Genomic DNA, 26087 nt, shown 5'->3' with positions numbered 1-26087 from the left:
GGCCCCGCAAGCGCGGGGCCTTTCGGTTCGGTGTGGGGCGCTTACGACTTGGCGAGGTTGCGCAGCACGTAGTGCAGCACGCCGCCGTTCTTGAGGTATTCGATCTCGACCTCGGTATCGATGCGCGACTTGAGCTGGATGGTTTTGACGGTGCCATCCTTGAAGGTGATCGTGCAGGGCACGAGCGAGAGCGGCTTGATATCGCCTTCGAGCCCTTCGATGGTCACCACTTCGTCGCCGGTCAGGCCGAGCGACTTGCGGTTTTCGCCGCCGGTGAACTCGAACGGGATGACGCCCATGCCGATCAGGTTCGAACGGTGGATCCGCTCGAAGCTCTCCGCGATGACCGCCTTGACGCCGAGCAGGTTGGTGCCCTTCGCCGCCCAATCGCGCGAGGAGCCCGCGCCATATTCGATGCCGCCGAAGATCACCAGCGGGATGCCGGCCGCCTGGTATTCCATCGAGGCGTCGTAGATCGAGGTCTGCTCGCCGTTCGGGCCCTTGGAATAGCCGCCCTCGACGCCGTCCAGCATCTCGTTCTTGATGCGGATATTGGCGAAGGTGCCGCGCATCATGACTTCATGGTTGCCGCGGCGCGAGCCGTAGCTGTTGAAGTCGACCGGCTTCACGCCGCGCTCGGTCAGGTATTTGCCGGCCGGGGTGGTCGGCTTGAACGAGCCCGCGGGCGAGATGTGGTCGGTGGTGATCATGTCGCCGAGGATCGCGAGCACGCGCGCGTTCTTGACGTTCGAGATCACGCCCGGCTCTTGCGACATGCCGCGGAAGTAGGGCGGGTTCTGGATGTAGGTCGACTCGGCCGGCCAATCATAGGTCTCGCCTTCCGAGGTCTGCACGCCCTGCCATTTGGCGTCGCCCTTGAACACATCGGCGTATTTCGACAGGAACGCCTCGCGCGTCACGGTCTTCTCGACCAGCTCGGCGATCTCGGCATCGGTCGGCCAGATGTCCTTGAGGAAGACATCCTTGCCCTCCGGGGTCTGGGCGATCGGATCCTTGGTGATGTCGATGTTCATGTCGCCCGCGATCGCATAGGCGACGACGAGCGGCGGCGAGGCGAGGAAGTTCGCGCGCACATCGGGCGAGATCCGGCCTTCGAAGTTGCGGTTGCCCGAGAGCACGGCCGCGGCGACGAGATCGTTCTCGTTGATCGCCTTCGAGATCGCCGGGTCGCCGAGCGGGCCCGAGTTGCCGATGCAGGTGGTGCAGCCGAAGCCGACGATGTTGAAGCCCATCGCGTCGAGATCGTCTTGCAGGTTCGCCGCGGCGAGATATTCCTGCACGACCTGGCTCCCGGGGGCGAGCGAGGTCTTCACCCAGGGTTTCGATTTGAGCCCGAGCGCGCGCGCCTTGCGGGCGACGAGACCGGCGCCGATCAGCACATAGGGGTTCGAGGTGTTGGTGCAGGACGTGATCGAGGCGATCACCACCGAGCCGTCACCGACCGAATAATCCTTGCCCTCGACCGCGACGGTCTTGATCCCCGATTTCGGCGCGACCGCGAGGCCGCCTTCATCGGTCATTTCCTTGGCGGGCGCGCTCATGTCCACGCCGCGGTAATCGGCGACGACCTTGGCGAAGGCCGGGGCGGCATCGGTCAGCGGCAGGTAATCTTGCGGGCGTTTCGGGCCCGAGATCGCCGGCACGATCGCGCCCATGTCGAGCTCGAGCGTCGAGGAATAGACCGGCGCGTAATCGGCGCCGCGCCAGAAGCCGTTTTCCTTGGCATAGGCTTCGACGAGCGCGATGCGGTCCTCGTCGCGGCCGGTCTGGCGCAGGTAGCGCAGGGTTTCATCGTCGATCGGGAAGAAGCCGCAGGTCGCGCCATATTCGGGCGCCATGTTGGCGATCGTCGAACGCTGCGCGAGCGGCAGGTTGTCGAGGCCTTCGCCGTAGAATTCGACGAATTTGCCGACCACGCCGTGTTTGCGCAGCATCTGCACGACTTTCAGCACGAGGTCGGTGCCGGTGCAGCCTTCCTTGAGCTTGCCGGTGAGCTTGAAGCCGACGACTTCGGGGATCAGCATCGAGATCGGCTGGCCGAGCATCGCGGCTTCCGCCTCGATCCCGCCCACGCCCCAGCCGAGCACGGCCATGCCGTTGACCATGGTGGTGTGGCTGTCGGTGCCGACGAGGGTGTCGGGGTAGGCCACGGTCTCACCGGCCTGGTCGGTATCGGTCCAGACGGTCTGGGCCAGATATTCGACGTTCACCTGGTGGCAGATGCCGGTGCCGGGCGGCACCACGCGGAAGTTGTCGAACGCGCCCTGACCCCATTTGAGGAACTGGTAGCGCTCCATGTTGCGCTCATATTCCAGGTCGACGTTCTTCTGGAAGGCGCGCGGGTTGCCGAATTCGTCGATCATCACCGAGTGGTCGATCACCAGGTCGACCGGGACCAGCGGGTTGATCTTCTTGGCGTCGCCGCCGAGCGCCTTGATGCCATCGCGCATCGCCGCGAGGTCGACCACGGCGGGAACGCCGGTGAAGTCCTGCATCAGCACGCGCGCCGGGCGATAGGCGATCTCGCGCGGGTTCTTGCCGCCCATCTTGGCCCAGTCACCGAAGGCTTTGATGTCTTCGACCGAGACGGTGAACCCGCCATCCTCGAAGCGCAGCATGTTCTCCAGAACGACTTTCAGCGAAGCGGGCAGCTTCGAGAAATCGCCCAGGCCCGCGTCCTGCGCGGCGGGGATCGAATAATAGGAAACGGATTTGCCGCCGACCGTCAGCTGACGGCGGGTCTTGGCGGTATCCTTGCCGGTAACGATGGGCATCAGATGGCCTCCCTTGGCTCTCTAGGGTGTCGCTGGGCAAGTGTTTGCCCCTTTTGCGAGAGTCGATCAAGGGGGGGGTGGCAAATTTGTATACCATTGCACACAGTTTTTGCCGATGCGCCGGGGCGCCGGCCGCAGGCGGGCGCGGGCGGTTTGGCGGGCGGCCCGCCTCTATCTGGACCGGAAACCGCCTTGGGGGCAAGGCCGGATCGGCCTGCGGGGCCGGGAAAGCGCGCGCGCGGGCGTCGGGGCGCGGGCGTCGGGGCGCGGGCGTCGGGGCGGGGGCGTCGGGGCGGGGGCGTCGGGCTGTGCCGCGGCGCGGCGCCGGGCGCGCCTCGCAAAACCTTGATTGGCAAAGGCCCCTGCGGCGTTTTAGGTAGGGGACAGCTACGACAGAGGCAGTATGGCACGCGCGACGATCAACGCAGCTTTCGGTGGATGGATCGCCCTTGTGGCGCTCGGGTTTGGCGCGGGCACGGCCCTTGCGCAGGCCGTGGGCGCGGCCTCGGGCGGCGCCGATACGGCTGCGGGGGCGGCCAATGGCGCGGGCCCGGGCGGCGCTGGCCCCGCTTCGGTGTCTGGGCCCGCCTCTGGCGCCGCGTCGGGCGCGCTCTCGGCGGCAGGCTCGGCGGCCTCGAATGTCGCGGGCGCGGCCTCGGCGGTCGCCGGTGCGGTGACGGGCGCGGTTTCCGGTGCGGTTTCGGGCGCTGTCGCGGGCGCCGTTTCGGGCCCCGCCGGCCCCCTCAGCGCCCCTGAGATGGCCGCCACCGCGAGCCGCCCGCCGGTGCAAAGCCCGATCGTCGTCGAACTCTTCACCTCGCAGGGCTGTTCGGCCTGCCCGCCCGCCGATGCGCTGATGGCCAAGATCGCGCCGCGCACCGATATCATCGCGCTCGCGCTGCATGTCGATTATTGGGATTATCTCGGCTGGGAGGACCCTTTCGCCCAGCCCGCCTTCACCGCCCGCCAGAAGGCCTATGCCCGCGCCAAGGGTGAGCGGATGATCTACACGCCGCAGATGATCGTGGGCGGCGCCGAGGCGCTCGTCGCGCCTGAGGCGCCCGCGCTCGAGGCCGCGGTGGCGAAGGCCGCCGCCGCGCCGAGCCCGGTCGGTATTCAGGTTTCGGGCGGCGCCGGGCAATATCAGATCGAGCTCTGGGCCAACCCGCCGCTCACCGAGGGCACCGTGGTGCAGATCGTGCGCTATGCGCCGCAGGCCCGGGTCGAGATCCTGCGCGGCGAGAATGCCGGGCTTGAGCTCGATTACGCCAATGTCGTCACCGCCTGGCATGCGGTGGCCGAATGGGACGGCACCGCGCCGACCCGGCTCAACGCCAAGATCGAGGGCGAGCAGCCCGCCGTGGTGATCGTGCAGCGCGCCCATCCGGGCAAATCGGTGCCGCTGCCGGGGGCGATCCTCGCCGCGGCGCGGTTGCAGTAACCCCCTGATTTCGCGGGCTCAGTCGATCTCGCCTCGGGCGCGGGCGAGCTCTTCCTCGTGGTTCCAGACCTTCCAGCGCCGATGCACCCAGAGCCATTGCTCCATATGGGCGCGCACCTGCGCCTCGAGCCGGTCGTTGAAGGCCTGTGACATCTCCTCGGGCGTGCCCGACGGGATCGGCGCCTCGACGGTGATCTCGAAGCGCAAGCCATCGGGCAGGCGGCGGGCAAAGATCGGGATCAGCGGCGCGTCATATTTCAGCGCGAGCTCGGCGGCCGAGAGGGGGGTGTTGGCGATCTGGCCGAAGAAGGTCAGCCGCGCGCCGATATGGAAGAACTGGTCGATCGCGAGCCCGACCATGCCGCCCTCGCGCAGATGGCGCAGCATCTGGCCCATGCCGCGTTTGTCGCGCGGCCACATCGGCCCGGCGATGCCCTGGATCGCGGCGACATAAGCGTCGTTGAAGGCGCGGTTGTTCATCGGCCGGTAGAGCGCGCCGACGGGGTAGCCGCGCTGGCCGAGTGCGCCGCGCCAGGCGTCGTAATTGCCGTAATGGCCGGTCACCAGCACGGCGGGCTTGCCCTCGGCCTTCAGGCTTTCGAGGAGCGCCGCGCCGGGGCCGGTGAGCGGCAGATCGCGCACCCGGGCGAGGAATTCGGGGCCGGCGTAGATCTCGGCGAGCGAGCGGCCGATATTGTCGGGCACCGCGCGGGTGAGCCGCGCGACCTCCTCGGGCGGCAGATCGGGGCAGGCGAGCGCGAGGTTCTCGCGGATCCGGCGGCGCCAGCCGATCAGCGGCGCGAGGCCGCGCGCGATGGCGCCGGCGGTGGCGATCCGGCGCGGATAGGGCAGGCGCCCGAGCGCGCCCATCGCCAGCGCAAAGCCGCGCGCGACGAGGCGGTCGGTCAGCGGCGCGGGGGAGGTGGGGTCAGTGTCGCTCATGGCTCGAAAGGATCGGGGGCGGGCGCGGGCCGCGCCGCACGGCGTTCTCGGGCCCAGACATAAACACCCGCGCCCACGATCACAAGCGCACCGAGGCAGGTCGCGACGTCAGGCAATTGCCCGAAGATCAGCGCGCCCCAGAGGCTCGCGAAGATCAGCCCGAAATAGCCGAACGGCGCGAGCGCGCCGGCCTCGGTCTCGGCGAAGGCGCGCAGCAAGAGGAGCTGGCCCAGCGAGCCGAGCCCGCCGAGCGCCGCGAAAAGCCACAGATCGGCGAGCGCAGGCGGGGTCCAGACGAAGGGCAGCGCGAGCGAGGAGGCCAGCACCCCCACCAGCGCCGACCACAGAAGCGAGGTGCCGATCGGCTCGTCGCGCAGCACCCGCGTGAGCAGCGCGCCCGCGGCATAGGTCACCGCACCCGCGAGCGCCAGAAGCGCCACCGGGTCGAAGGCCGCCACCCCGGGGCGCAGGATGATCAGCGCGCCGACAAAGGCCGCGCCGATCCCCGCAAGGCGGCGCGGCCCGAGCCGCTCGCCCAGAAAGAGCGCCGCGCCGAGCGAGATCAGCACCGGGTTGATATCGAAAAGCGCGGTGACCTCGGCAAGGCCGAGCCGGCTCACCGCGGCGAAGAAGAGCGTCACCGTCGCCACCTGCGCGAGCGTGCGCGCAAGCTGCAGCCCCGGCTGGCGGCTGCGCAAGAGCCCCGGCACCCGGGCGCGGAAGATCGCGAGCAGGATCAGGAAGTTCAGCGCGAACCGCACCCAGACGATCTCGAACGGATGGTAGCGCGTGCCGAGGAATTTCGCCGTCGCATCCATCAGCGTGAAGAGCGCGAGCGCGCCGAGCAGATAGGCGATGCCGCGCGCGCTCGCGCCCTGCGGCGGGGCGGCGGGGGCGGCGGCGGAGGGGCACGAAATGGCAGAGGGGGCCGCGGCCGGCCCCCCCTTGGATGTCTCCTGCGCGCTCAGGCTCACAGCAGGGCCTTGACCTTGGCGACGATCGCCTCGGGGGTGATGCCGAATTCGGCATAGAGCCGCTCGGCCGGGGCGGAGGCGCCAAAGCCCTCCATGCCGACAAAGCCCGCCTTCTTCTCGGAGCCGCGCTCGCCCAGGAGCCAGCGATCCCAGGGCTGGCGCACCGCGGCCTCGACCGCCACACGCACCGCGCCGGGCGGCAGGATCTTGCGCCGGTAGGCCTCGTCCTGCGCCGCGAAAAGCTCCATGCAGGGCATCGAGACGACGCGGGTGCCGATCGCCTCGGCTTGCAAGAGATCGCGCGCTTTCAGCGCGATCTCGACCTCGGAGCCGGTCGCCATCAGGATCACCTGACGCTTGCCCGCCGCTTCCTCGAGCACATAGGCGCCCTTGGCGACCATGTTGGTCGCGGTGTGCTTGGTGCGCAGCGTGGGCAGGTTCTGGCGCGAGAGCGCGAGCACCGAGGGGGTCTTCTCGGCCGAGAGCGCGAGCTCCCAGGCCTCGGCGGTCTCGATCACATCGGCGGGGCGGAAGGTCCAGGTGTTCGGCGTCGCGCGGCAGATCGCGAGATGCTCGACCGGCTGGTGGGTCGGGCCGTCTTCGCCCAGGCCAATCGAGTCATGGGTCATGACATAGACCGCCGGAACCCCCATCAGCGCCGAAAGACGCATCGCGCCGCGGGCGTAATCGGTGAAGCAGAAGAAGGTGCCGCCATAGGGGCGCACGCCGCCATGCAGGTAGAGCCCGTTCATCGCCGCCGCCATGCCATGCTCGCGGATGCCGTAGCGCAGGTAACGGCCCTTGCGGTTGTCGGGCATGAAATCCGAGATGTCGGAGGTCTTGGTCAGGTTCGAGCCGGTCAGGTCGGCCGAGCCGCCCATCGTCTCGGGCACCACCGGGTTGACGGCGGCCAGCACCATCTCGGAGGCCTTGCGGGTCGCCACCTTCGGCGCGGCCTCGGAATTGGCCTTCTTGAAGGCGCGGATCGCGGCGCCGAGCTTCTTCGACACACCGCGGCTCATCTGCCGCTCGAACTCGGCCGCTTTCGCCGGCGAGAGCGCAGCCAGTCGCGCCTCCCACTCGGCCCGCTCCGCCGCGCCGCGCGCGCCGATCGCTTCCCATTCGGCCTTGATCTCGGCCGGGATCTCGAAGGGCCCATGCTCCCAGCCATAGACCGCCCGCGTCGCGGCGATCTCGGCATCGCCCAGCGGCGCGCCATGGACCGAATAGCTGTCGGCCTTGTTGGGCGAGCCGAAGCCGATGATCGTCTTGCAATCGACCAGAACCGGGCGCTTGGCCTTTTTCGCCTCAGTCAAGGCGCGGTCGATATCGGCCGGGTCATGGCCGTCGCAGGCCAGCACATCCCAGCCCGAAGCGGCAAAGCGCGCGTGCTGATCGGTGATGTCCGACACCGTGACGCGGCCATCGATGGTGATGTTGTTGTTGTCCCAAAGCACGATCAGGTTGTCGAGCTCCTGCTTGCCCGCAAGGCCGATCGCCTCCTGGCTGATGCCCTCCATCAGACAGCCATCGCCCGCGATCACCCAGATCTTGTGATCGACGACCTTGGCGCCAAAGCGCGCCTTCATCGATTTCTCGGCGATCGCCATGCCGACCGCGGTCGAGATCCCCTGGCCGAGCGGGCCGGTGGTGGTCTCGACGCCCTCGAGATGGCCGTATTCCGGGTGCCCCGCCATCCGCGAGCCCCATTGGCGGAAGGTCTTCACTTCGGCCAGCGTCGCCTGGGCATAGCCGGTCAGATGCAAGAGCGCATAAAGCAGCATCGAGCCATGGCCCGCCGAGAGGATGAAACGGTCACGGTCCGCCCAGTTGGGGGCCGAGGCATCGAATTTGAGGTGGTTGCGGTAGAGCACCGTGGCGACATCGGCCATGCCCATCGGCATGCCGGGGTGGCCCGAATTCGCCGCCTGCACGGCATCCATCGCAAGCGCGCGGATCGCGGTGGCGAGTTTCCAATGGTCGGGGTGCGCGGCACGCAAGCTGGCGATATCCAAGAGCCTGTCCTCATTGCGGTGATAACGGTAACTTGCGCCCCTGATAGCAGGGATCGGCGCGAGATCAAGCGCGGCGCCCAAGTCCTTGATGCAAAAGGGTGGGCTTGGGGTGCGCTTGATGTGTAAACTGTTACGAAAGAGCCCCAGGTGCGATTCGCGCCGCCAGGGGCGGGTTTGCGGGGGCAGGGAAAGAGGCCGATGAGCGAGATTGCCGAATATGAACGCCGGATCAGTTTCGCGCTGGAACGGATCTCGCGCGGGGTCGAGACGCTGACCAGCCGCCCGGCCGCGCCCGAGGCAGGGACGGTCGAGGAGGAGGCGGTCGAGACGCAGCCCGAACCCGCGCCCGAACCGCAGCCCGAAGCCGCGCCCGAAGCCGCGCCTGAGATCCCCGCAGTGCTGGCCCGCGCCGCCGAGCAACAAGCCGCCGCCGCCGCCCAGGCCGAGATCGCGCGGCTGACCGAGGCGCTCGAGGCCGAGCGCACCGCCAATGCCCAGCTCTCCGAACGCGTCCGCGCGATCCGCGAGAAACAGGAAACCATGGTCTCGGCGATGGAAAAACGCCTCGCGCAGACGATGAAGAGCTATGAGGCCGCGCAGGTCGAGATCGCCCGGCTGCGGCGGGTCAACAAGGATCTGAGCACCGTCAACGCGGAATTCATGGAATCGGGCACGTCGCCCGCCGCGCATCTGATCAACCGCGCCGCGATGGCCGAGCTCGAGGCGCTGCGCGCGGCGCGGGCGAGCGAGGCGGCGGAGATCGAAGAGGTGCTGGGCGCGATCGAGCCGCTCTTGGCGGCCAAGGAAACGGGGGCGGAACATGCCTGAGGTGAAAGTCACGATCGGCGGGCGCGATTTCGACGTGGCCTGCCAGCAGGGCGAGGAACATTTCCTGCGCGCCGCGGCCGGGATGCTCGATACCGAGGCGCAGGTGATCATGGGCCAGATCGGCCGGATGCCGGAATCGCGGATGCTCCTGATGGCGGGGCTGATGCTCGCCGACAAGACCGCCTCGATGGAGGATCAGCTCCGCCTCGCGCAGGAAAAGCTCGACGCGCTCGAGGCCGAGATCGCCGATCTGCGCGCCAACCCCGCGAAGGTCGAGGTGCCGGTGATCCCCGCGCAGGTGAGCGAGACGCTGGCCGAGATCGCGGCGCGCGCCGAGGCGCTGGCCGAGCGGGTCGAAGAGGCGCTCTGAGCCCCGCCGGGCGCCTTTGGCCCGCGGGGATTTGCGTATTTGGCCAAGGAGAAGAGGGAGGGCGCGCGCCTCTGCCCCAAGTCTCTTGCCCGGACCTTGCCGTTTCTTCTTGGCAAAAATACGCAAAATCCGACAGCGCCCGCTCCGCAGACCGGTCGGGCAGGAAAAAACCGGCGCGCGAGGGCTCCGCACGCCGGTTTTTCATTTCAGGGCAAAGGCTTACTCGGCGGCCTTCATCTGGAAGCCATGCGCGATCCGATCCGAGGGCGCGATCGGATATTCGCCCGAGAAACAGGCGTCGCAATATTGCGGGCAGGCGTTGTTGCGCCCGCCGCTTTCGCCCGCGGCGCGGTAGAGCCCGTCGAGCGAGATGAATTTCAGGCTGTTCACCCCGATCCAGTCGCGCATCTCGTCCTCGGTCATCCGCGCGGCGAGGAGCTTGTTGCGATCGGGCGTATCGACGCCATAGAAGCACGGCCAGGCGGTCGGCGGGGAGGCGATGCGGAAATGCACCTCGGCCGCGCCCGCATCGAGGATCATCTCCTTGATCTTGCGCGAGGTGGTGCCGCGCACGACCGAGTCGTCGACGAGGATCACCCGCTTGCCCTTGATGATCGACTTGTTGACGTTGAGCTTCAGGCGCACGCCCATGTTGCGGATCTGCTCGGTCGGCTCGATGAAGGTGCGGCCCATGTATTGGTTGCGGGTGATGCCGAGCGCGAAGGGGATCCCCGACTGGTGCGAATAGCCGATCGCGGCGGGGGTGCCGCTATCGGGCACCGGGCAGACGAGATCGGCCTCGACGGGGGCTTCTTTCGCGAGTTCGACGCCGATCTGGAAGCGCGTCTCATAGACCGAGCGGCCGCTGATGATGCTGTCGGGGCGCGAGAAATAGACATGTTCGAAGATGCAGAAGCGGCCTTTCGAGGGGCCGAAGGGGCGCGAGCTCTCGACCCGGCCGTCCTGGATCACCACCATCTCGCCCGGCTCGATCTCGCGCACGAATTCCGCGCCGATGATGTCGAGCCCGCAGGTCTCGGAGGAGAGCACGAAGCCGTTGTCGCCGATCCGGCCGAGCACCAAGGGGCGCACGCCGAGCGGGTCGCGCACGCCGATCAGCTTGGTGCGCGTCATCGCGATCACCGAGAAGGCGCCCTCGACGCGGCGCAGCGCATCGGCGATGCGGTCGGCGTGGTGCTTCTGGATCGAGCGCGCCATCAGGTGGATGATGCATTCCGAATCCGAGGAGGATTGGAAGATCGCGCCGCGTTCGATCAGCTCGAGGCGCAGCGCCTCGGCGTTCGTCAGGTTGCCGTTATGCGCGATCGCGCAGCCGCCCATCGAGAATTCGCCGAAGAAGGGCTGGATATCGCGGATCACCGCGCCCTTCGAGCCCGCGGTCGAATAGCGCACATGGCCGATCGCGAGCGGGCCCGGCAGGGTCTCCATCAAGGAGGCCTTGGTGAAATTGTCGCGCACATAGCCGAAGCGATGGGCGGAGTTGAAGCCCTTCTCGGGGTGATGCGAGACGATGCCGCCCGCTTCCTGGCCGCGGTGTTGCAGCGCGTGGAGCCCGAGCGCCACGAAATTCGCGGCATCCGCCACGCCGATGACGCCGAAGACGCCGCATTCTTCCTTGAGCTTGTCGTCGTCGAACGGGTGCGAGAGGAACGGGCTGGCCGGGTGGGTCATGGGGAGCTGTCCTTGGTCCGGGAGGCTTGCGAGGGTCATTTAATGCGAAACGGGAGGGCTGCAAAGCCCTCCCGCCTGGAAAGTTGTCACCTTGATGTCACTTTCGCGCTCAGTTCGCGGGCGCGGTCGTGGGCGCGGGCGTCGCCGCAGGTGTCGCGGGCACGGCGGGCGCCACGCATTTCGACACGAGCTGCTCATAGCGCGCCACGATCCAGCCGGGCGCATCGGCGGGCATGGTCTCATCCATCTGCCCGCTCATCCGCGAAAACACCTTGGCCGAGCGCGAGGCCTCGACCACCGGGATCGCATCGGAGACCACCACCCGGTCATAGACCACGAAGGCCACCGCCACGAGCACGACCCCGCGCAGCACGCCAAAGAGGAAGCCCAGGCCCTGATCGAGCCCGCCGAGCGCCGAGCGCTGCACCGCCGAGGCAAAGAGCGGCGTCAGGATCGAGAAGACCACGAGCGCGAGCGCAAAGACCGCCGCAAAGCCGCCGATCGTGGCGAGCTCGCAGCTGTCGGCGAGGAATTTGTTCAGCACCGGCAGCTGCGCGATCAAGGGCCGCGCCGCATCGGCGAAGATATAGGCCACGACCGCCGCCGCGACCCAGCCCGCAATCGCGAGCCCTTCGCGCACGAAGCCGCGGCTGTAGGCGAGGATCGCCGAGAGAATGATGACGATCGCCACGATGGCGTCGATGATGGTAAAGCCGTCCATGCGTCCCCGCTTCAGGGCGCGTCACCCCGCGCCGAACATGTCCCCAACGAATGTCACGAGATCCGGCAGCTGTCGCAGCCGCATCCCGGCGCCGCCCGCGACCTTGGTCCCTTGCGGCAGGATTGCCTGTGAGAAACCAAGTTTCTCCGCCTCTTTCAACCTGTTTTCCGCCTGACCGACCGGCCGCAGCGCCGCCGAGAGGGAAATCTCGCCGAAAATCACCATGTCTGGCGGAAGTGCCACATCTTCGCGCGCGCTCAGAAGCGCCGCGGCGAGGGCGAGATCGGCGGCGGGCTCCATCACGCGCATGCCGCCCGCGACGTTGAGAAACACATCGAGCCCGGTGAAGGGGATGCCGCAGCGGCTCTCGAGCACGGCGAGGATCGTCGAGACGCGGCCCGAGTCGAGCCCCACCACCGTGCGCCGGGGCGAGGCGAGCGAGGAGGGCGCGACGAGCGCCTGGATCTCGGTCAGAACCGGGCGCGTGCCCTCGATGCCGGCAAAGACCGCAGAGCCCGGCGCGGGCTGGCCGCGCTCGCTCAGAAACAGCGCCGAGGGGTTGGCGACCTCGGCCAGCCCCGCGCCGGTCATCTCGAAGACGCCGATCTCGGAGGCCGGGCCGAAGCGGTTCTTGACCGCGCGCAGGATGCGGAACTGATGGCCCCGCTCGCCCTCGAAATAGAGCACCGTGTCGACCATATGCTCGACGACGCGCGGGCCCGCGATCTGACCCTCCTTGGTGACATGGCCAACGAGCACGATCGAGACGCCGCGCGATTTCGCGAAGGTGACGAGCTCATGCGCGGCCGCGCGCACCTGGCTGACCGAGCCGGGCGCGGCCTCGACCGTGTCGACCCACATCGTCTGGATCGAATCGATCACCGCGAGATCGGGGCGCTCGGCCTCGAGCGTGGTCAGGATATCGCGCAGATTGGTCTCGGCACCAAGCGCCACCGGCGCATCCGCAAGCCCGAGCCGCGCGGCCCGCATGCGCACCTGCGCCGAGGCCTCTTCGCCGGAAATGTAGATCGTTTTCAGCCCCTTGCGGGCAAAACTTGAGATGGCTTGCAGCAGCAGCGTGGATTTCCCGATGCCCGGATCGCCGCCCACCAGGATCGCCGAGCCCGGCACCAGCCCGCCCCCCAGCACCCGGTCGAACTCCGCCATCCCCGAGAGCGTGCGCGGCGGCGGCGGCTCTTCGACCGAGAGCGTGGTCAGCGCGATCTGGCGCCCCTTGACCCCGCCCAGCCCCTTGCCCGAAGGCCCCGCCGAGAGCGGCGCCTCCTCGATGATCGTGTTCCAGGCGCCACAAGCCTCGCAGCGCCCGGCCCATTTCTTGTGGGCGGCGCCGCAGGCGGTGCAGGTGAAAAGAGCGGGTGCTTTGGCCATGGCCCTTCATGGCAGAGCCCCGCGCGGGCGGCAAGGGCGCTCGGGGGCGCTGCCCCCCCGAGGCAGAGCCTCGGTCCCCCGGGATATTTGCACATCGTTGAAAGCAGACGGTTTCCCTTCAACGATGTCGAAATATCCCGGGGGTGAGGGCGTAGCCCGAGGGGGCGGCGCCCCCTGGCGCTCAGGCCTTGCGCGGCGGCAGATGCGAGAGCGCGAGCGAGGCGAGGATGCAAAAGCTCAGCAGGTAAAGCCCCCAGCCGGTCTCGAGCCGGCCGACGCCGACGCCCTTCGCGATGACAATATAGAGCGCGATCAGGAAGATATCGGCCATTGCGAGGCGGCCGAGGGCGGTGAGCGGGCGGGCGAGGCGGGCCGGCGCGCGGCCCGATTGCAGCGCGATCAGGCCGAGGAGCTTCAGCCAGGGCGCGACGATGGCGAAAAAGGCCACGAGGAGCGCGAGCAGGATATCTTTTTCCCAAAGCGCCGCGAGGCCGGAGAGGACCGAGATTTCCTCGAGGCCGAAGATCGGCAGGAGCCCTGCGCGCAGCAGCGGCGCCGCCCAGGCGATGGGGAAGAGAAGGAGCAGCGCAAAAGGCGCCATTTGGAAGAAAAATGATTTCAGCTCAGGGGATTGCGGTGTGATCTTCATGCGGGGTCAGCGCAGCGCGGCGATCGGGCCGGTGGCGCGGCCATGGATGAACTGTTGGACGTAAGGGTTTGAGGTTGCGTCCATTTCCGTGATCGGCCCGGCCCATTCGATACGCCCCTGATAGAGCATCGCGACGCGGTCGGCGATGGCGCGGACCGAGGTCATGTCATGGGTGATGGTGATCGCGGTGGCGCCCATTTCGGTCACGATCTCGCGGATCAGGTCGTTGATCACGCCGGCCATGATCGGGTCGAGGCCGGTGGTGGGTTCGTCGAAGAAGATCACCTCGGGCTCGGCGGCGATGGCGCGGGCCAGCGCCACGCGTTTTTGCATGCCGCCCGAGAGTTCGGCGGGGTAGAGATCGGCGACCTCGGGGGCGAGGCCGACGCGGCGGAGCTTTTCGACCGCGATCTCGCGGGCCTCGGCGCGGGGGCGTTTGAGGCGCCCGCGCAGCAGCCGAAACGCCACGTTTTGCCATACCGGCAGGCTGTCGAAGAGCGCGCCGCCCTGAAAGAGCATGCCAAAGCGCGCCAGAAACGCCTCGCGCGGGGCCTCGCGGACATCGCGCCCCTCGAGCCGGATGACCCCGCCATCTGGTTCAACAAGGCCGAGGATGCATTTGAGAAGAATGGATTTTCCGCTGCCCGAGCCGCCGATCACCACGAGGCTTTCGCCGCGCGCGACGGAAAGGTCGAGCCCGCGCAGGACGGCGTTCGGGCCGAAGGATTTGGTGACGCGCTCAAGCTCGATCATGACCGGAAGAACGCCTCCGTGAGCAGGTAATTCGAGCCGAGGATCGCGATCGAGGCGAGCACGACGGCCGATTTCGTGGCCCGCCCCACGCCCTGCGCGCCGCGCCCCGACTGCATCCCCGCATAGCAGCCCGCGAGCGCGATCACCGCGCCGAAGACCGCGCCTTTCACCAGCCCCGAGCCCACATCACAGGGCTCGAGATAGGCCCAGGTGTTGTCGAGATAGGCCGCCGCGTTGAAGCCGAGCCGCCCGGTGCCCACGAGCCACCCGCCCAGGATCCCGATCGCATCGCCCACCGCGACGAGCGCCGGCACGCTCACCACTGCCGCCAGAAGCCGCGGCGCCACGAGATATTTCATCGGGTTGGTCGAGAGGGTGACGAGCGCGTCGATCTGTTCGGTGACCTTCATCGTGCCGATTTCGGCCGCGATCGAGGAGGCCACGCGCGCCGCCACCATCAGCCCGCCGAGCACCGGGCCGAGCTCGCGCACCATGCCGATCGCGGTGATCGTGGGGACAACGCTTTCGGCCGAGAACCGCGAGGAGCCTGCGTAGATCTGCAGCGCGAGCGCCGCGCCGGTGAAGAGCGCGGTGAGCCCGACGACCGGTAGCGAGAGCCAGCCGATCTGCAAAAGCGCCTGGCCGAATTCGCGCGGGTAGAAGGGCGGGCGGACGATATGGCTCGTCGCCCGCGCCGCGAAGAGGGCGCCGCGTCCGAGGCCCGCGAGCGCGCCCAAGGCGGCGCGGCCGAGGCCTGCGAGCGCGGCAGCGATCACCGCGCGCCCTCGACATAGTGGCGCGCGTAGCGCTGGCCGAGCCCGGTCAGGATCTCATAGCCGATCGTGCCCGCGACATCGGCGACATCATCGACCCCCTGACAGGGCCCGAGCAGGTCGAGCCCGGCGGGGATCTCGCTCAGATGGGTGACATCGACGGTGATCAGATCCATCGAGATCCGGCCGACGACCGGGCAGGGCACATCGCCCGCCCAGAGCGTCGCGCGCCCGCCGAGCGTGCGGTGGATGCCGTCGGCATAGCCCGCCGAGACGGTGGCGATGCGGCTCGGCCCCTCGGCCTCCCAGGCGTTGGAATAGCCCACCGTCTCGCCCGGCGCGACCTCGCGGACCTGCACCACCGGCAGGGTCAGGCGCACAACGGGCTCGGCCGCCTCGAAGGGCAGCCCGCCGTAAAGGCCGATGCCGGGGCGCACCACGTCGAAGTGGAAGGCCGGGCCCATCAGGAGCCCGCCCGTCGCCGAGAGCGAGCGTTTGACGCCGAGCCCGTCGGTCATCGCGTGGAATTGCGCGAGCTGGGCGGCGTTCATCGGGTGTTCGGGCTCATCCGAGCAGGCCAGATGCGACATCACGAGTTCGGGGCCCTGCGGCAGCACGATCGGCGCGACGGCCTGCCATTCGGGCGCCTCGAAGCCAAGCCGGTTCATGCCGGTATCGAGCTGGATCCCGAAGGGCGCGCCGGGCAGGGCCTCGAAATGGCGGGTGACCTGATCGAGCGAGTTGAGCATCGGCGTCAGCCCGAGATCGGCGATCATCTCGGTATCGCCCGCCATATGGCCGGAGAAGATGAAGATCTGCGGCCCCTCGCCGAGCGCCTGACGCACCGCCACGCCCTCCTCGGTGCAGGCCACGAAGAACTTGCGCGCCCCCGCGCGGGCCAGCGCGCGCGCCACGCGCGCCGCGCCGAGCCCGTAGCTGTTGGCCTTGACCACCGCGCCGGTTTCGGTGGCGGGGCCCGAGAGCGCGTCCAGCGCGCGCCAGTTGGCGAGGATTGCGTCGAGGTCGATGCGGAGCGAAGCGGTGGCCATGGTCTATCCGGTCTTGGTCTGGGAGGGAGGGGGGAGGGCGTCAGTCGTGGACGTAATGGCCCTGGATCGGCGGTGCGTAGGGCGGCGCCTCGAGCGGTTTGCGCGCGGCATAGACGATCATATGCGGGCCCTCGAGGAAGCGCTCGCCGCCGCGGGGCTGGCCGGTCGGATCGGGGATCTCGATCAGCTGGCCGGGGAAGGCGCGCGGCGCGATCGAGACCTCGAGCATCTCGTAGCCGCGCGCATGGTGCCAGTAGCGCCAGGGCACATCGGGCCCGGTCTGGAAGAAGCCATGCCCGAACCAGCCATCGGCCGCGACATAGGACATCACCACGCCGCCGGGTTTGAGCAGCTCATGGCAGGTATCGAGCGCGGCGCCGATGTGGAAGATATGTTCGGTCGTGCCGCCATCGAGCACCACGTCGAACTGGCCGCGCAGATGGTCGGGGCAGGGGTGGTTGAGGTCGTGCACATGCTGCGCGCCCTCGGCATCGGTGAAATCGAGCGCCTCCATCTCCGGGTAGCCGAGCGCGGTGAAGAGCGCCTCGGTGAAGCCGTCCTCCTGGCGGATCTGCTCCTCGGTGAGCGGCTTGCCCATCGCGGCCATCATCTTGAGAAAGCGCACGACGCGGCGGTCGCGCATGTGCAGCTTTTGCCGCCCGAGCACCAGCCCGCGGCCTTCGGGGGCGACATGGGCGGCGTTGCGGGCCAGAAACAGCGCGGGGATCAGGGAAATGCCCATGGTCGTCCTTTCAGGTGCGGGGGGCGGCGGGCCCCCCGACCGGGATTATTCCTCGAGCGCCTTGGCCGGGTCGACGCCGGTCTGCGCGGCCATCCGCGCGGCATAGGAATTCTCGAGCGGCACGTTCTTGCGCCACCAGGGCTTGGTGCCGTTGGTGTAGAGATGGACCGAGAGGGTCGCATCGGTGAACCAGCCCTCGACGCGGCCATAGGGGTCGTAGAAGATGTCGTTGAGCTGGAACGGCACCGGGTAGAGCACGTCGTGGCTGAGCGCCTTCTCGTAATCGCCGGTCTGCTGGGCGAAATAGGTGAAGGCCTGCGGGCCAAAGGCGGTGCGCTCGGCGTTGTAGATCCGCACCGCCTGCGGCAGCGAGGTGTCCTGCTTGGCGATCCGCTTGCGTTGCTGCTTGTTGAACCACGGCGGCGCCTCGGGGAGGTTTTCGTAGTAATCGAGCAGCACGTCGATCAGCTCGCCCTCGCGCGGGATATAGACCACCCCGCAGTTGAGCGCGCCGCGGAAGCCGTGGCCGGCGTAGATGTTCTGCATCTCGTCGGGGAAGGGGCGGTGGCAAAACGCATCGCAGTCGATCCAGACCGCATCGGTCTTCTTGATCATCTTGTAGCGGAACACGTTCGACAGGAACGAGGCCGAGGTCTGCTCGACGATCGCCATGTCGATATCCATGATCTCGGTCGCCGGGCGGACCTCGACGCCCTCGGGGACATTGGTCACCGTGTCGGTGCAGTAAAGCGTGGTCGGGTGGCCGGCCTGGACATGGGAGAGCAGGCACATCTGGTTGAGATAATGCAGGCGCTCGCCGATCCAGAGCGAGGCGACGGGGCGGCGGATGGTGTTCGACACGGGAAGGCGGCCTTTCGCTTTGGCCGCGCGCGGCGCGCGGCGGCGGGGTTTCTCAAGGGTTACAACTCGCCTGCCCCTCGGGCAAGGTCGGAGTTCGGGGCAAGGTCGGCGTTCGGGGCGGTCTCGTCGGTCCGGGGTTCGGCGCCCTCGGCCCCGTCGGTCTGGGGCTCGTCGCCCTCGGACTGCGCCGCTTTCTTGCGCTTGCGCGCCTCGCGGGCGGCGGGGTCGGGCGGGGCGAGGCCATAGCCATAGCCGCGCGTCAGGTTCGGGTCGAAGCCAAAGCCCTGCACAAAACCGCGCGGCTCGATCAGCGCGTCATACTCCGCCAGCCGCGCGCGATGGGCCTCGAGGAGCCGGCCATGGAGGAACACCAGCCCCGGCATCGGGCAATCGGGCCGCCCCGCATGGGCGAGGATCGCGGCGAAGACCTCGGGCGAGATCCGCGGATCGGCGAGCAGCAGCGCCTGCGGGCGGCGCGCGGCGATCTGGGCGAGGATCGCGCCGGCCGGGTCGGCGCCGAGCGGCGCGGCGATCAGCTCGGGCGCGCGGGTCAGATCGCGGCCGTTTCGCGCCGCGATCAGCCGCAGCGCGGCGGCGAGCCCTTCGTCCTCCTCGGCCATCGCGAGGGTCAGATCGGGGCGCACCGCCGCCAGATGGCCCATCACGAAGCCCACCCCCGCGCCGATCTCGAGCACGCTGGCGCCCTGCGGCAGCACCGAGGGCATCCGCCGCGCGAGCCCGCGGTCGAACTTGCCCTTGCCGATCACGCCGAGCATCGGGGTGTTGAAGATCCGGTGGTCGAGCGGCAGCTCCATCGTGTGGTTCTTGACCCAGTCGCCCGCATAGGGCGGCTCGGTCACCACCGGCCCGGCGACGAAATTGCCCAAAGGCACCGTCTCGATCGGCTCGCGCGGGCCCGCGGCCTTGCGCTCCTCGCGCGCTTTCAGCCCGCGCTGGCGCTCCACCTCGCTCATCAGCGCGGCGATCTTCTCGCGGTCGCGCGCCTGCGGGGGTTTGGCGACGATCTGGCTCAGCGGCACCGCCGAGGCGGCGGCGAGATCCTCGACGAGCTTGACATAGGCCTCGGTGCCCTTGATCTCGGCCAGCCGCGCCTCGGCGCGCGCCACCGCGGCATGGTGGAGGCGGTTGAGCACCGGATCGGTCAGCAGCTCGGCAATGATCGCATCGCGCCGCGCCTTGTAGCGCAGCATCGTCTCGTCGCGCACCTCGTTGCGGTCCTGCAGCGACCAGTAATCGGAATTATACTTGTCTTTCTTGTTGTTGACATTGCCGCGCAGCTTGCGGATCGCGTAGCTGTCGACCGATTTCACCGCGTAATGGTTGAGCTGCACCCAGTCATAGCCGACCGTGCGCGTGATCGAGCGCCAGCCGCGGAACTTGAAGTAATCCTCCATCTCGCGGCCCGAGCCGTTGAGCCATTTCACCTGATCGGGGAACTCGGTCTTGATGTGGCGGGTCTTCATCTTCGGGCGGTGGATGCCGAGCTTCCAATACTCCGGGTCGAAGGTGAACAGCGTCTTCACCCCCCAGCCCTTGTTCCATTCGGGCGGTGCGGCCATCAGATATTGCTCGCTCACCGGCGCGCGCGACCATTCGACGACGCCGCCCGAGCCGAAGATCCGCCAGGTGATCACGATGCCATTGGCGCCTTGCTCCTTGGCGGCGGCGATCAGCTGATCGAGCGTGCCATCGCCGTATTTGATCGAGACGAATTCATCGGCATCGAAGACCAGAACCCAGTCGGAGAGCCCGACGAGCGGGTCGTCCTGAGCGTAGTTGAGCGCGGAGGGCTGCGGGCGGATGCCTTCGGGGATCACGTTGCGCCGGTGATGCGCGAGGCCGAGCTCCTCGAGGCGGATCAGCATGTCATCGGTGCCGTCCGAGCAATCATTGGTGTAGACGATCAGGTCGGTGAAGCCGATCGCGAGGTGATGGGCGACCCATTCGATGACATAGGGGCCTTCGTCCTTCATCATCGAGACGGCGGTCACCTGACCGTGGGGCGAGACATGGCGCTTGAGCGAGAAGGGCACGGTGCCCCACAGCGGCGCCGCGCCGCGCGGGCGCTCGGGGTGGCGCTCGGCCTCTTCGCGGGCGGCTTTCAGGCGGGCGCGCGGCGAGGGCTGGCCTGCGGCTTCGGCGGCGGCCTCGCGCGCCTCGTCGTCATCGGGGCTGTCGAGATCGTCCTCGCCAAAGCCCTCCTCCTCGGCCTCCTCCTCGGCGTGGGGGGGCTTGGCCTTCGCCTTGGCGGCGGCCTTGGTCTTGGCGGCGGCCTTTGCGCCGCCCTGGCCCTTGGCTTTGCCCTGGCCCTGGCCCTGGCTCTTGCCCTTGGCGGGGCGCTCACCCGCCGCGCGCGCCGCGTCGTCGCCCGGGGTCGCCGCCTCGGCCTCTTGCCCCTCGGGCGATGCGTCCTTGGTCATCGCTTGCCTTTCTGCCCCGCCGGGGTAATGCCCGCTCGTAAACCGTTTATTTCCATATTTTCGCCAATTTATCGCAGGATCCTCTGCAACGGCAAGGGGCGGTGCGGCATTGGCCGGTTTTGGGGTGACAGCCCTGTTAACCGTCTCTATTCTGGAAACAATGCCCGGACGTGGCGGACCAGACACAAAGGTGAGGCAGGATGAGCAATATCGACACGCAAGCGGCCTTCGCGGCGCCGGATCTCGAAACGCCGGGCGCGAAGGTGCCCTATGGCGCGCTGCTTGCCGTCTATCACGGCGTCGAGGTGCTCAACATGCCGCATTTCACGCCGCGGATGCGCGGGCGGCTGCGCGAGGGCGGCTATGAGGGCAAGGAGGTCGCCTGCGGCCTCAAGGCGATCCCGCGGGGGGCGCGGCTGCTCGAAATGGGCGCGGGCTCGGGCGTGGTGGGGGCGGTTCTGGCCAAGAACCTCGATCTCGCCGCGGTGCTCTCGATCGAGGCCAACCCGAAGATGATCGACCCCGCGCGCGCGCTTTACGCCCATAACGGGCTCGCCGACCGGATCGAGCTGCGCCATTCGGTGGTGTTTTCCGCCCCCGATGCGCCTGAGCATGTCAGCTTCCATGTCGCGACCAATTTCCTCGGCTCGGGGCTCGATGCCTCGAAGGCGGCGGCGGGCACCGCGGTCGAGGTGCCGGTGATCCGCTATGCCGATCTGAGCGCCGAATTCCCCCATGATGCGATCATGATGGATATCGAGGGGGGGGAGCTGCCGTTCCTGCGCGATGCCGATCTGAGCGGGGTTTCGGTGCTGGTCTTCGAGGTGCATCGCAAGATCTATGGCCGCGAGGGGATGCGCGAGATCCGCCATATCCTGCGCGACAAGGGCTTTGAGCAGGACGAGGAAAACTCGCTGCCGGGTGTGCATATCTATCGCAAGGGTTGAGGAGAGCGGCGATGAAGCCGGAAGAAGCGGCCGGGGTGCTGGACGAGACGCGGGCCGCGCAGGGGCAGGGTGAGGCGCCGGAGGAGACCCGCGCGCCCGAGGATCTGGCCGAGGACGGCGATGGCGCGGATGATCAGGAGCCGGGGCTGAGCCGGCCCTATCCGGCGCTCTTTGAGACCCCCGAAGAGGCGCCCGACGCCGCCGCGGCCGCGGGGCGCGCGGCGTTTGTGCTGCGCGCGGGGCTCGTTGATGCGTGGTTCCTGCACCGCTCCGACACGCTCTGGGTGACCTTCGACAACCTCAATTCGATCGGCGAATATGACCCGCCGCAGCCCTGGTTGCAGGGCCGCGCGGCCAAGGCCGGGGCCTCGATCCTCGGGATCATGGCCTCGCGCAAGGATTGGTATCGCAATGCCGAGACGGCGGCGGTGATCACCGCGCTGCGCGAGGCGGGGTTCTTCGCGCGGTTTCGCAACATTCTCTTCGTCGGCGCCTCGATGGGCGGCTATGCGGCGCTGGCCTATGCGGGGCTGGTGCCGGGGGCGCGGGTCTTGGCGTTTTCGCCGCAGACGACGCTCGCGCGCAAGATCGTGCCCTTCGACAAGCGCTACCGCTATGCGCAGCGCAAATGGGATTGGAGCGAGGAGCTGCCCTATCGCGACGCGGCCGCGGCGATCACCGATCAGGAGGTGACGCTGGTCTATGACCCGCTCGAGCATGAGGACCGGCTGCATGCCGCGCGGATCGCGGGGCCGCGGGTGACGCGGCTGATCGCGCCGCTCTTTGGCCATCGGGCGATCCGGATGGTCAAGGAGCTCGGCGTCTTGCAAGATCTGATCGAGGCGGCGGCGGCGGGGCGGGTCGATGCGCAGGCCTGGGCGCGCGCGATGCGCGGGCGGCGCGATCTGCATGGCTGGCGGCGCGGGTTGATCAAATCGGCCGATGCGCGCGGCCATGATGCGCTGGCGGCGCGGGTGGCCGAGCTCAGCCTCGAGATCGACCCGGAGATGAAGGCCGCGCGGCGGCTCTTGCGCAAGCAGCGCAAGGCGCGGCGCGCCGAGAAGGAGGCGCGCGGGCGGATGAGCGCGGCGCGCGCGGAGGGCGATGAGCGGATCCTCGTGCCCGGCGGTGCGGCCGGGGTGTTCACCGGCGAGATCCTGTCGCTCGGCGCGGCGCTTGTGGTGCCCGAGCGCGAACATGACACGCCGCTGGCCTCCGGGGTGATCGACGCCAAGGGCGACTGGGTCGAGCTCTCGAAAGCCTGGATCCGGGCGCGCAAGACCACGCCCGCGCCGACCATCCACCCCGAGGACGAGATCGAGGAGCTGGCCGGGCGGCACCTCTTCTGCGGCCATTTCCGCGGCCATTTCGGCCATTTCCTGGTGGAATCCTCGGCCCGGCTCTGGGCGCTCGACCATATCGAGGGCGGCGTCGACGGGCTGATCTATCTGCCCTATCGCGGCGCGATCGAGCCGGTGCGGCGCGCGATCGAGGGGCAGGCGGGGTTCTTCCAGACGCTCGGCATCGACCTGCCGGTGCGCAGCTTTGCCCATATCCAGCGCGTCGAGCGGCTGTTCGTGCCCGAGCTCGGCTTTGGCTGGAACGAGCGCTATGCCGGCTCGCCCGCCTACCGCGCCTTCATGCAGGGCCGGCTCGGCGCGGCGGCGCCCGCGGCGGGGGGCGAGAAGCTCTATGTCTCGCGCGCGCGGCTGCCGGCGCAACGCGGCGGGGTCCTGGGCGAGACGGTGATCGAGGAGAACCTCGCGCGGGCGGGCTATGAGATCTTCTACCCCGAGAAGGCGCCGCTGACCGAGCAGATCGCCCATTACAAGGCCGCGCGGCAGATCGTGGCGCTCGATGGGTCGGCGCTGCATCTGGCGGCCTATGTGATGCCCGCGGGCGGGCGCGTGGGCATGATCTTGCGCCGCTCGAAGGCCAATGCGGCCGATTACGACCTGCAATTTCGCAACTTCTGCGGCATTACCCCGGATGTGATCGATGTGATCAAGGCCGATTGGGTGGCGGGCGATGCGGCGCGGGTCGATTTCCGCTCGATCGGCGAGCTCGATTTCGGTGCGCTCTTCGCGCAGCTGATCGCGCGCGGCTATCTGCCGGCCGATTTCCGCCCCGAGCTGCCCAGCGAGGCCGAGATCCGGGCGCTTCTGGAGAGTTATGAGGAGCGCCGGGGCGAGCCGTTCCGGGCGCTGGGCGCGCAGGAGCGCCACCCTGAGGACGAGGAAGAGGAGTAACGAGATGGCGCCGCGGATGACCGTCTATTTCATTGTCGAGCCGCCGAGCTATCAGATCATGGCCTGTTATCTCGCCGCCTCGCTGCGCGAGCAATTCGCCGAGGGCGAGCTCGCGCTCGTCGGCTATTGTCCGGCGCCGCGGATGGGCGAGGTCTCGGGGGATGTGCGCAAGGTTCTCGACCGGCTCGGCTGCGATCTGCGCCCCTTCGAGGTCGAGGGGCGGTTCGACCCGCCCTATCCGCATGGCAACAAGCTCCTCGCCACGCTCGAAAAGCGCGACACGCCGTTTTCGTGCTTCATGGATTCCGATGTGCTGTGCATCCGGCCGAACGTGGTCGAGGCGCTGGCGCGGCCCGGGCATGTGTCGCTCTCGAAGGCGGCCTCGATGAACTGGGCGCCGCAGACGATCTGGGACGATATCTACCGGGTGTGCGGGATGGAGATCCCCGAGGAGCGCTTCAAGCTGATGAAGCAAAAGCGCGGCGAGGAGCGGGTGCCCTATTTCTCCTCGGGGCTGTTTTGCTTCCCCGAGGATCATCGCTCCGCCGAGGGGCTGAGCTTCCCCGAGGTCTGGATGCAGGTCGCCCAGGAGATCGACGCCGCGCCCGAGATCCCGAAAAAGCGCCCCTATCTCGACCAGATGTCGATGCCGCTCGCGATCCGCCGGGCGGGGCTGGCGTGGAACATCCTGCCCGATGAGCAGCACTGGATCCTCGGCGGGCGCTCGCGCGGCGAGCCCTTGCCGGCGGATCGCGAGATTTTCACGGTGCATTACCGCAATCTCGAGGTGCTGCGCGAGGTCGGCCTTGTGCGCCCGGCGAAGAATTATCTCGAGAAATGGGCGGGCGTGCGCCGGATCGGCCAGATCAAGAACGCCGCCCCGGCCGCGGCCGGCGAGGCGCTGGAATAGGCCCGAGGCGGGGGGGGCGGGGCTCAGAAGCCCTCGCCGCCCTCGCCCTGCCAGGGTTTGGCGAGATCGGAGAAGCGGGTGAAGCGGCTCTCGAAGGCGACCTCGACGGTGCCGATCGGCCCGTGGCGCTGCTTGCCGAGGATCACCTCGGCCTTGCCATGCACCCGCTCGGCCTTCTGCATCCATTCGGCGAATTTCGGGTCGTCTTCCGGCGGTTTCATGCGCTCGTGGTAATATTCGTCGCGGTAGACGAACATCACCACGTCGGCGTCCTGCTCGATCGAGCCGGATTCGCGCAGGTCGGAGAGCTGCGGGCGCTTGTCCTCGCGGCTTTCCACCGTCCGGCTGAGCTGCGAGAGCGCCATCACCGGGATGTTGAGCTCCTTGGCGATCGCCTTGAGGCCCATCGAGATCTCGCCGATTTCCTGCACGCGGTTGTCGGTGCGCCCGGTGCCGCGCAGCAGTTGCAGGTAGTCGACGATCACCACATCGAGCCCGTGGGTGCGCTTGAGCCGCCGGCAGCGCGCCGCGACCTGGCTGATCGGCAGCGCGGGCGTGTCGTCGATGTAAAGCGGGCAGGTCTCGAGCGCCTTCGCCGCCTCGACGAAGCGGCGGAACTCGGCCTCGGTCATGTCGCCGCGGCGGATCTGTTCGGAGGGCACTTCGGAGGCCTCGGAGAGCACCCGCGCGGCGAGCTGCTCGGCCGACATTTCCAGCGAGAAGAAGCCCACGACCCCGCCCTCGACCGCGCCCTCCGAGCCGTCGGGGCGCTGGCCGCGCTTGTAGGCCTTGGCGATGTTGAAGGCGATGTTGGTGGCGAGCGAGGTCTTGCCCATCGAGGGGCGCCCGGCGAGGATCAGAAGGTCGGACGGGTGCAGCCCGCCGAGTTTCTTGTCGAGATCGCGCAGGCCCGTCGAGACGCCGGCGAGGCCCCCCTCGCGCTGATAGGCGGCATTGGCCGATTGCACGGCCTCGGTCACCGCCTTGAGAAAGCTCACAAATCCCTTCTCGGCGGTGCCGGTCTCGGCGAGCTTGTAAAGCGCGCCCTCGGTCTTCACGATCAGCTCCTCGGGCTCGATGCCGACATCGAGCTTGGTGGCCGAGGCCGAGAGATCCTTGCCGAGCCGGATCAGCTCGCGGCGCAGCGCGAGGTCATGGATCATCTGCGCATAATCGCGCGCCGCATAGGCCGAGATCGCCGCGCCCGCGAGCCGCGCGAGATAGGCCGGCCCGCCGAGCTCCTTGAGCCCCGGGTCATCCTCGAGATAGCCCTTGAGCGTGACCGGCGAGGCCAGCGCATTCTTCTGGATCCGCGCGATCGCGGTTTCATAGATGCGCCGGTGCACCGGCTCGTAGAAATGCTCGGGCCGCACGATCGCGGCGATCCGGTCGAAGATGTCGTTGTTGGTCAGGATCGCGCCGAGAAGCTGTTGCTCGGCCTCGATATTATGCGGATCGATGTCTTCCGCGGCGGTTGCGGGCATTTCGGTGGGGATCGCGGCAAGGGTGGTCATCGTCGCCTCTGTCTGCTCAAGGGGCTCTCTTA

21 protein-coding genes are annotated in these 26087 nt (G+C 68.3%); 6 read left to right on the top strand and 15 right to left on the bottom strand.

Features of this window, described 5'->3' with window-relative positions; genetic code table 11:
- Positions 1 to 41 precede the first annotated feature (41 nt).
- The gene (gene acnA / locus LPB142_RS10460; protein WP_071166341.1) at positions 42 to 2795 is read right to left on the bottom strand and encodes an aconitate hydratase AcnA; all 2754 of its coding nucleotides are present in this window, start codon (positions 2793 to 2795) and stop codon (positions 42 to 44) included.
- Between the two features lie 403 nt (positions 2796 to 3198).
- Here acnA and LPB142_RS10455 point away from each other — a divergent pair, with 403 nt between their 5' ends.
- Positions 3199 to 4236, top strand: coding sequence for a DUF1223 domain-containing protein (locus LPB142_RS10455; RefSeq protein ID WP_232230884.1), 1038 nt, complete (start codon positions 3199 to 3201; stop codon positions 4234 to 4236).
- 18 nt (positions 4237 to 4254) lie between these two features.
- On the opposite strand, the gene LPB142_RS10450 is transcribed toward LPB142_RS10455, so the two are convergent.
- The 3 genes from LPB142_RS10450 to tkt are packed head-to-tail and all read right to left on the bottom strand — an operon-like array spanning position 4255 to position 8167.
- Entirely contained in the window at positions 4255 to 5178 is a 924-nt protein-coding gene (locus LPB142_RS10450; protein WP_083392663.1) for a lysophospholipid acyltransferase family protein, read from the bottom strand.
- Positions 5175 to 6152 carry a DMT family transporter gene (locus LPB142_RS10445; protein WP_232230883.1) on the bottom strand — a complete coding sequence of 326 codons (978 nt, stop codon included), beginning with the start codon at positions 6150 to 6152 and terminating at the stop codon, positions 5175 to 5177. The genes LPB142_RS10450 and LPB142_RS10445 overlap by 4 nt, the downstream gene beginning before the upstream one ends.
- Positions 6149 to 8167 carry a transketolase gene (tkt, locus tag LPB142_RS10440; RefSeq protein ID WP_071166340.1) on the bottom strand — a complete coding sequence of 673 codons (2019 nt, stop codon included), beginning with the start codon at positions 8165 to 8167 and terminating at the stop codon, positions 6149 to 6151. Before tkt ends, LPB142_RS10445 begins: the two co-directional genes overlap by 4 nt.
- Before the next feature lie 198 nt (positions 8168 to 8365).
- Between tkt and LPB142_RS10435 the strand changes: the two genes are divergently transcribed.
- Both LPB142_RS10435 and LPB142_RS10430 read left to right on the top strand, forming a co-directional pair.
- A complete protein-coding gene (locus LPB142_RS10435; protein ID WP_071166339.1) occupies positions 8366 to 8995 on the top strand; it encodes a hypothetical protein in 630 nt (209 codons plus the stop codon).
- Positions 8988 to 9365 carry a cell division protein ZapA gene (locus LPB142_RS10430; RefSeq protein ID WP_071166338.1) on the top strand — a complete coding sequence of 126 codons (378 nt, stop codon included), beginning with the start codon at positions 8988 to 8990 and terminating at the stop codon, positions 9363 to 9365. The genes LPB142_RS10435 and LPB142_RS10430 overlap by 8 nt, the downstream gene beginning before the upstream one ends.
- Before the next feature lie 219 nt (positions 9366 to 9584).
- Here LPB142_RS10430 and purF read toward each other — a convergent pair whose 3' ends face one another.
- The 10 genes from purF to LPB142_RS10380 form a co-directional block, all read right to left on the bottom strand.
- Complete coding sequence (gene purF / locus LPB142_RS10425; protein WP_071166337.1) at positions 9585 to 11057, bottom strand: amidophosphoribosyltransferase; 1473 nt, start codon at positions 11055 to 11057, stop codon at positions 9585 to 9587.
- A gap of 109 nt (positions 11058 to 11166) precedes the next feature.
- Positions 11167 to 11778: a CvpA family protein gene (locus LPB142_RS10420; protein ID WP_071166336.1), complete on the bottom strand. Its 612-nt coding sequence runs from the start codon at positions 11776 to 11778 to the stop codon at positions 11167 to 11169.
- A 21-nt stretch (positions 11779 to 11799) separates the two neighbouring features.
- Entirely contained in the window at positions 11800 to 13167 is a 1368-nt protein-coding gene (gene radA / locus LPB142_RS10415) for a DNA repair protein RadA (RefSeq protein ID WP_071166335.1), read from the bottom strand.
- Positions 13168 to 13348: 181 nt separating this feature from the next.
- The gene (locus LPB142_RS10410) at positions 13349 to 13768 is read right to left on the bottom strand and encodes a paraquat-inducible protein A (RefSeq protein WP_156506877.1); all 420 of its coding nucleotides are present in this window, start codon (positions 13766 to 13768) and stop codon (positions 13349 to 13351) included.
- Positions 13769 to 13822: 54 nt separating this feature from the next.
- Positions 13823 to 14569: an ABC transporter ATP-binding protein gene (locus LPB142_RS10405; protein ID WP_068766732.1), complete on the bottom strand. Its 747-nt coding sequence runs from the start codon at positions 14567 to 14569 to the stop codon at positions 13823 to 13825.
- Entirely contained in the window at positions 14566 to 15345 is a 780-nt protein-coding gene (locus LPB142_RS10400) for an MlaE family ABC transporter permease (protein ID WP_071166334.1), read from the bottom strand. The genes LPB142_RS10405 and LPB142_RS10400 overlap by 4 nt, the downstream gene beginning before the upstream one ends.
- Positions 15342 to 16391, bottom strand: a complete 1050-nt coding sequence (alr, locus tag LPB142_RS10395) for an alanine racemase (protein WP_068766734.1) — start codon at positions 16389 to 16391, stop codon at positions 15342 to 15344. The genes LPB142_RS10400 and alr overlap by 4 nt, the downstream gene beginning before the upstream one ends.
- A gap of 40 nt (positions 16392 to 16431) precedes the next feature.
- Positions 16432 to 17133, bottom strand: coding sequence for a class I SAM-dependent methyltransferase (locus tag LPB142_RS10390; RefSeq protein WP_068766735.1), 702 nt, complete (start codon positions 17131 to 17133; stop codon positions 16432 to 16434).
- Positions 17134 to 17178: 45 nt separating this feature from the next.
- Entirely contained in the window at positions 17179 to 17994 is an 816-nt protein-coding gene (locus LPB142_RS10385) for a hypothetical protein (RefSeq protein ID WP_068766736.1), read from the bottom strand.
- Between the two features lie 59 nt (positions 17995 to 18053).
- Positions 18054 to 20435 (bottom strand): glycosyltransferase family 2 protein, encoded by a 2382-nt coding sequence (locus LPB142_RS10380; protein WP_071166333.1) that lies wholly within the window; start codon positions 20433 to 20435, stop codon positions 18054 to 18056.
- A 200-nt stretch (positions 20436 to 20635) separates the two neighbouring features.
- Here LPB142_RS10380 and LPB142_RS10375 point away from each other — a divergent pair, with 200 nt between their 5' ends.
- Genes LPB142_RS10375 through LPB142_RS10365 form a run of 3 tightly spaced genes read left to right on the top strand, consistent with a single transcriptional unit; the run spans position 20636 to position 24541 of the window.
- On the top strand, positions 20636 to 21382 hold the full coding sequence (locus tag LPB142_RS10375) for an FkbM family methyltransferase (protein WP_071166332.1): 747 nt from the start codon (positions 20636 to 20638) through the stop codon (positions 21380 to 21382).
- A gap of 11 nt (positions 21383 to 21393) precedes the next feature.
- Positions 21394 to 23631, top strand: coding sequence for a glycosyltransferase family 61 protein (locus LPB142_RS10370; protein WP_071166331.1), 2238 nt, complete (start codon positions 21394 to 21396; stop codon positions 23629 to 23631).
- A 4-nt stretch (positions 23632 to 23635) separates the two neighbouring features.
- The gene (locus LPB142_RS10365) at positions 23636 to 24541 is read left to right on the top strand and encodes a hypothetical protein (protein WP_071166330.1); all 906 of its coding nucleotides are present in this window, start codon (positions 23636 to 23638) and stop codon (positions 24539 to 24541) included.
- 23 nt (positions 24542 to 24564) lie between these two features.
- Here the strand turns inward: LPB142_RS10365 and LPB142_RS10360 are convergent, their stop codons facing one another.
- The gene (locus LPB142_RS10360) at positions 24565 to 26055 is read right to left on the bottom strand and encodes a replicative DNA helicase (protein ID WP_068766741.1); all 1491 of its coding nucleotides are present in this window, start codon (positions 26053 to 26055) and stop codon (positions 24565 to 24567) included.
- Between the last annotated feature and the right edge of the window lie 32 nt (positions 26056 to 26087).

Origin of the sequence: Rhodobacter xanthinilyticus (assembly GCF_001856665.1) — a bacterium.
In the GTDB taxonomy this organism is placed as follows: Bacteria; Pseudomonadota; Alphaproteobacteria; order Rhodobacterales; family Rhodobacteraceae; genus Rhodobacter; species Rhodobacter xanthinilyticus.
This window is presented reverse-complemented; position numbering and strand designations above follow the sequence as displayed.

Coding starts and splice junctions, on each gene's coding strand:
- acnA (WP_071166341.1), bottom strand. CDS start 2,795: ATGCCCATCGTTACCGGCAAGGATACCGCCAAGACCCGCCGTCAGCTG.
- LPB142_RS10455 (WP_232230884.1), top strand. CDS start 3,199: ATGGCACGCGCGACGATCAACGCAGCTTTCGGTGGATGGATCGCCCTT.
- LPB142_RS10450 (WP_083392663.1), bottom strand. CDS start 5,178: ATGAGCGACACTGACCCCACCTCCCCCGCGCCGCTGACCGACCGCCTC.
- LPB142_RS10435 (WP_071166339.1), top strand. CDS start 8,366: ATGAGCGAGATTGCCGAATATGAACGCCGGATCAGTTTCGCGCTGGAA.
- LPB142_RS10430 (WP_071166338.1), top strand. CDS start 8,988: ATGCCTGAGGTGAAAGTCACGATCGGCGGGCGCGATTTCGACGTGGCC.
- purF (WP_071166337.1), bottom strand. CDS start 11,057: ATGACCCACCCGGCCAGCCCGTTCCTCTCGCACCCGTTCGACGACGAC.
- LPB142_RS10420 (WP_071166336.1), bottom strand. CDS start 11,778: ATGGACGGCTTTACCATCATCGACGCCATCGTGGCGATCGTCATCATT.
- radA (WP_071166335.1), bottom strand. CDS start 13,167: ATGGCCAAAGCACCCGCTCTTTTCACCTGCACCGCCTGCGGCGCCGCC.
- LPB142_RS10410 (WP_156506877.1), bottom strand. CDS start 13,768: ATGGCGCCTTTTGCGCTGCTCCTTCTCTTCCCCATCGCCTGGGCGGCG.
- LPB142_RS10405 (WP_068766732.1), bottom strand. CDS start 14,569: ATGATCGAGCTTGAGCGCGTCACCAAATCCTTCGGCCCGAACGCCGTC.
- alr (WP_068766734.1), bottom strand. CDS start 16,391: ATGGCCACCGCTTCGCTCCGCATCGACCTCGACGCAATCCTCGCCAAC.
- LPB142_RS10390 (WP_068766735.1), bottom strand. CDS start 17,133: ATGGGCATTTCCCTGATCCCCGCGCTGTTTCTGGCCCGCAACGCCGCC.
- LPB142_RS10380 (WP_071166333.1), bottom strand. CDS start 20,435: ATGACCAAGGACGCATCGCCCGAGGGGCAAGAGGCCGAGGCGGCGACC.
- LPB142_RS10375 (WP_071166332.1), top strand. CDS start 20,636: ATGAGCAATATCGACACGCAAGCGGCCTTCGCGGCGCCGGATCTCGAA.
- LPB142_RS10370 (WP_071166331.1), top strand. CDS start 21,394: ATGAAGCCGGAAGAAGCGGCCGGGGTGCTGGACGAGACGCGGGCCGCG.
- LPB142_RS10365 (WP_071166330.1), top strand. CDS start 23,636: ATGGCGCCGCGGATGACCGTCTATTTCATTGTCGAGCCGCCGAGCTAT.
- LPB142_RS10360 (WP_068766741.1), bottom strand. CDS start 26,055: ATGACCACCCTTGCCGCGATCCCCACCGAAATGCCCGCAACCGCCGCG.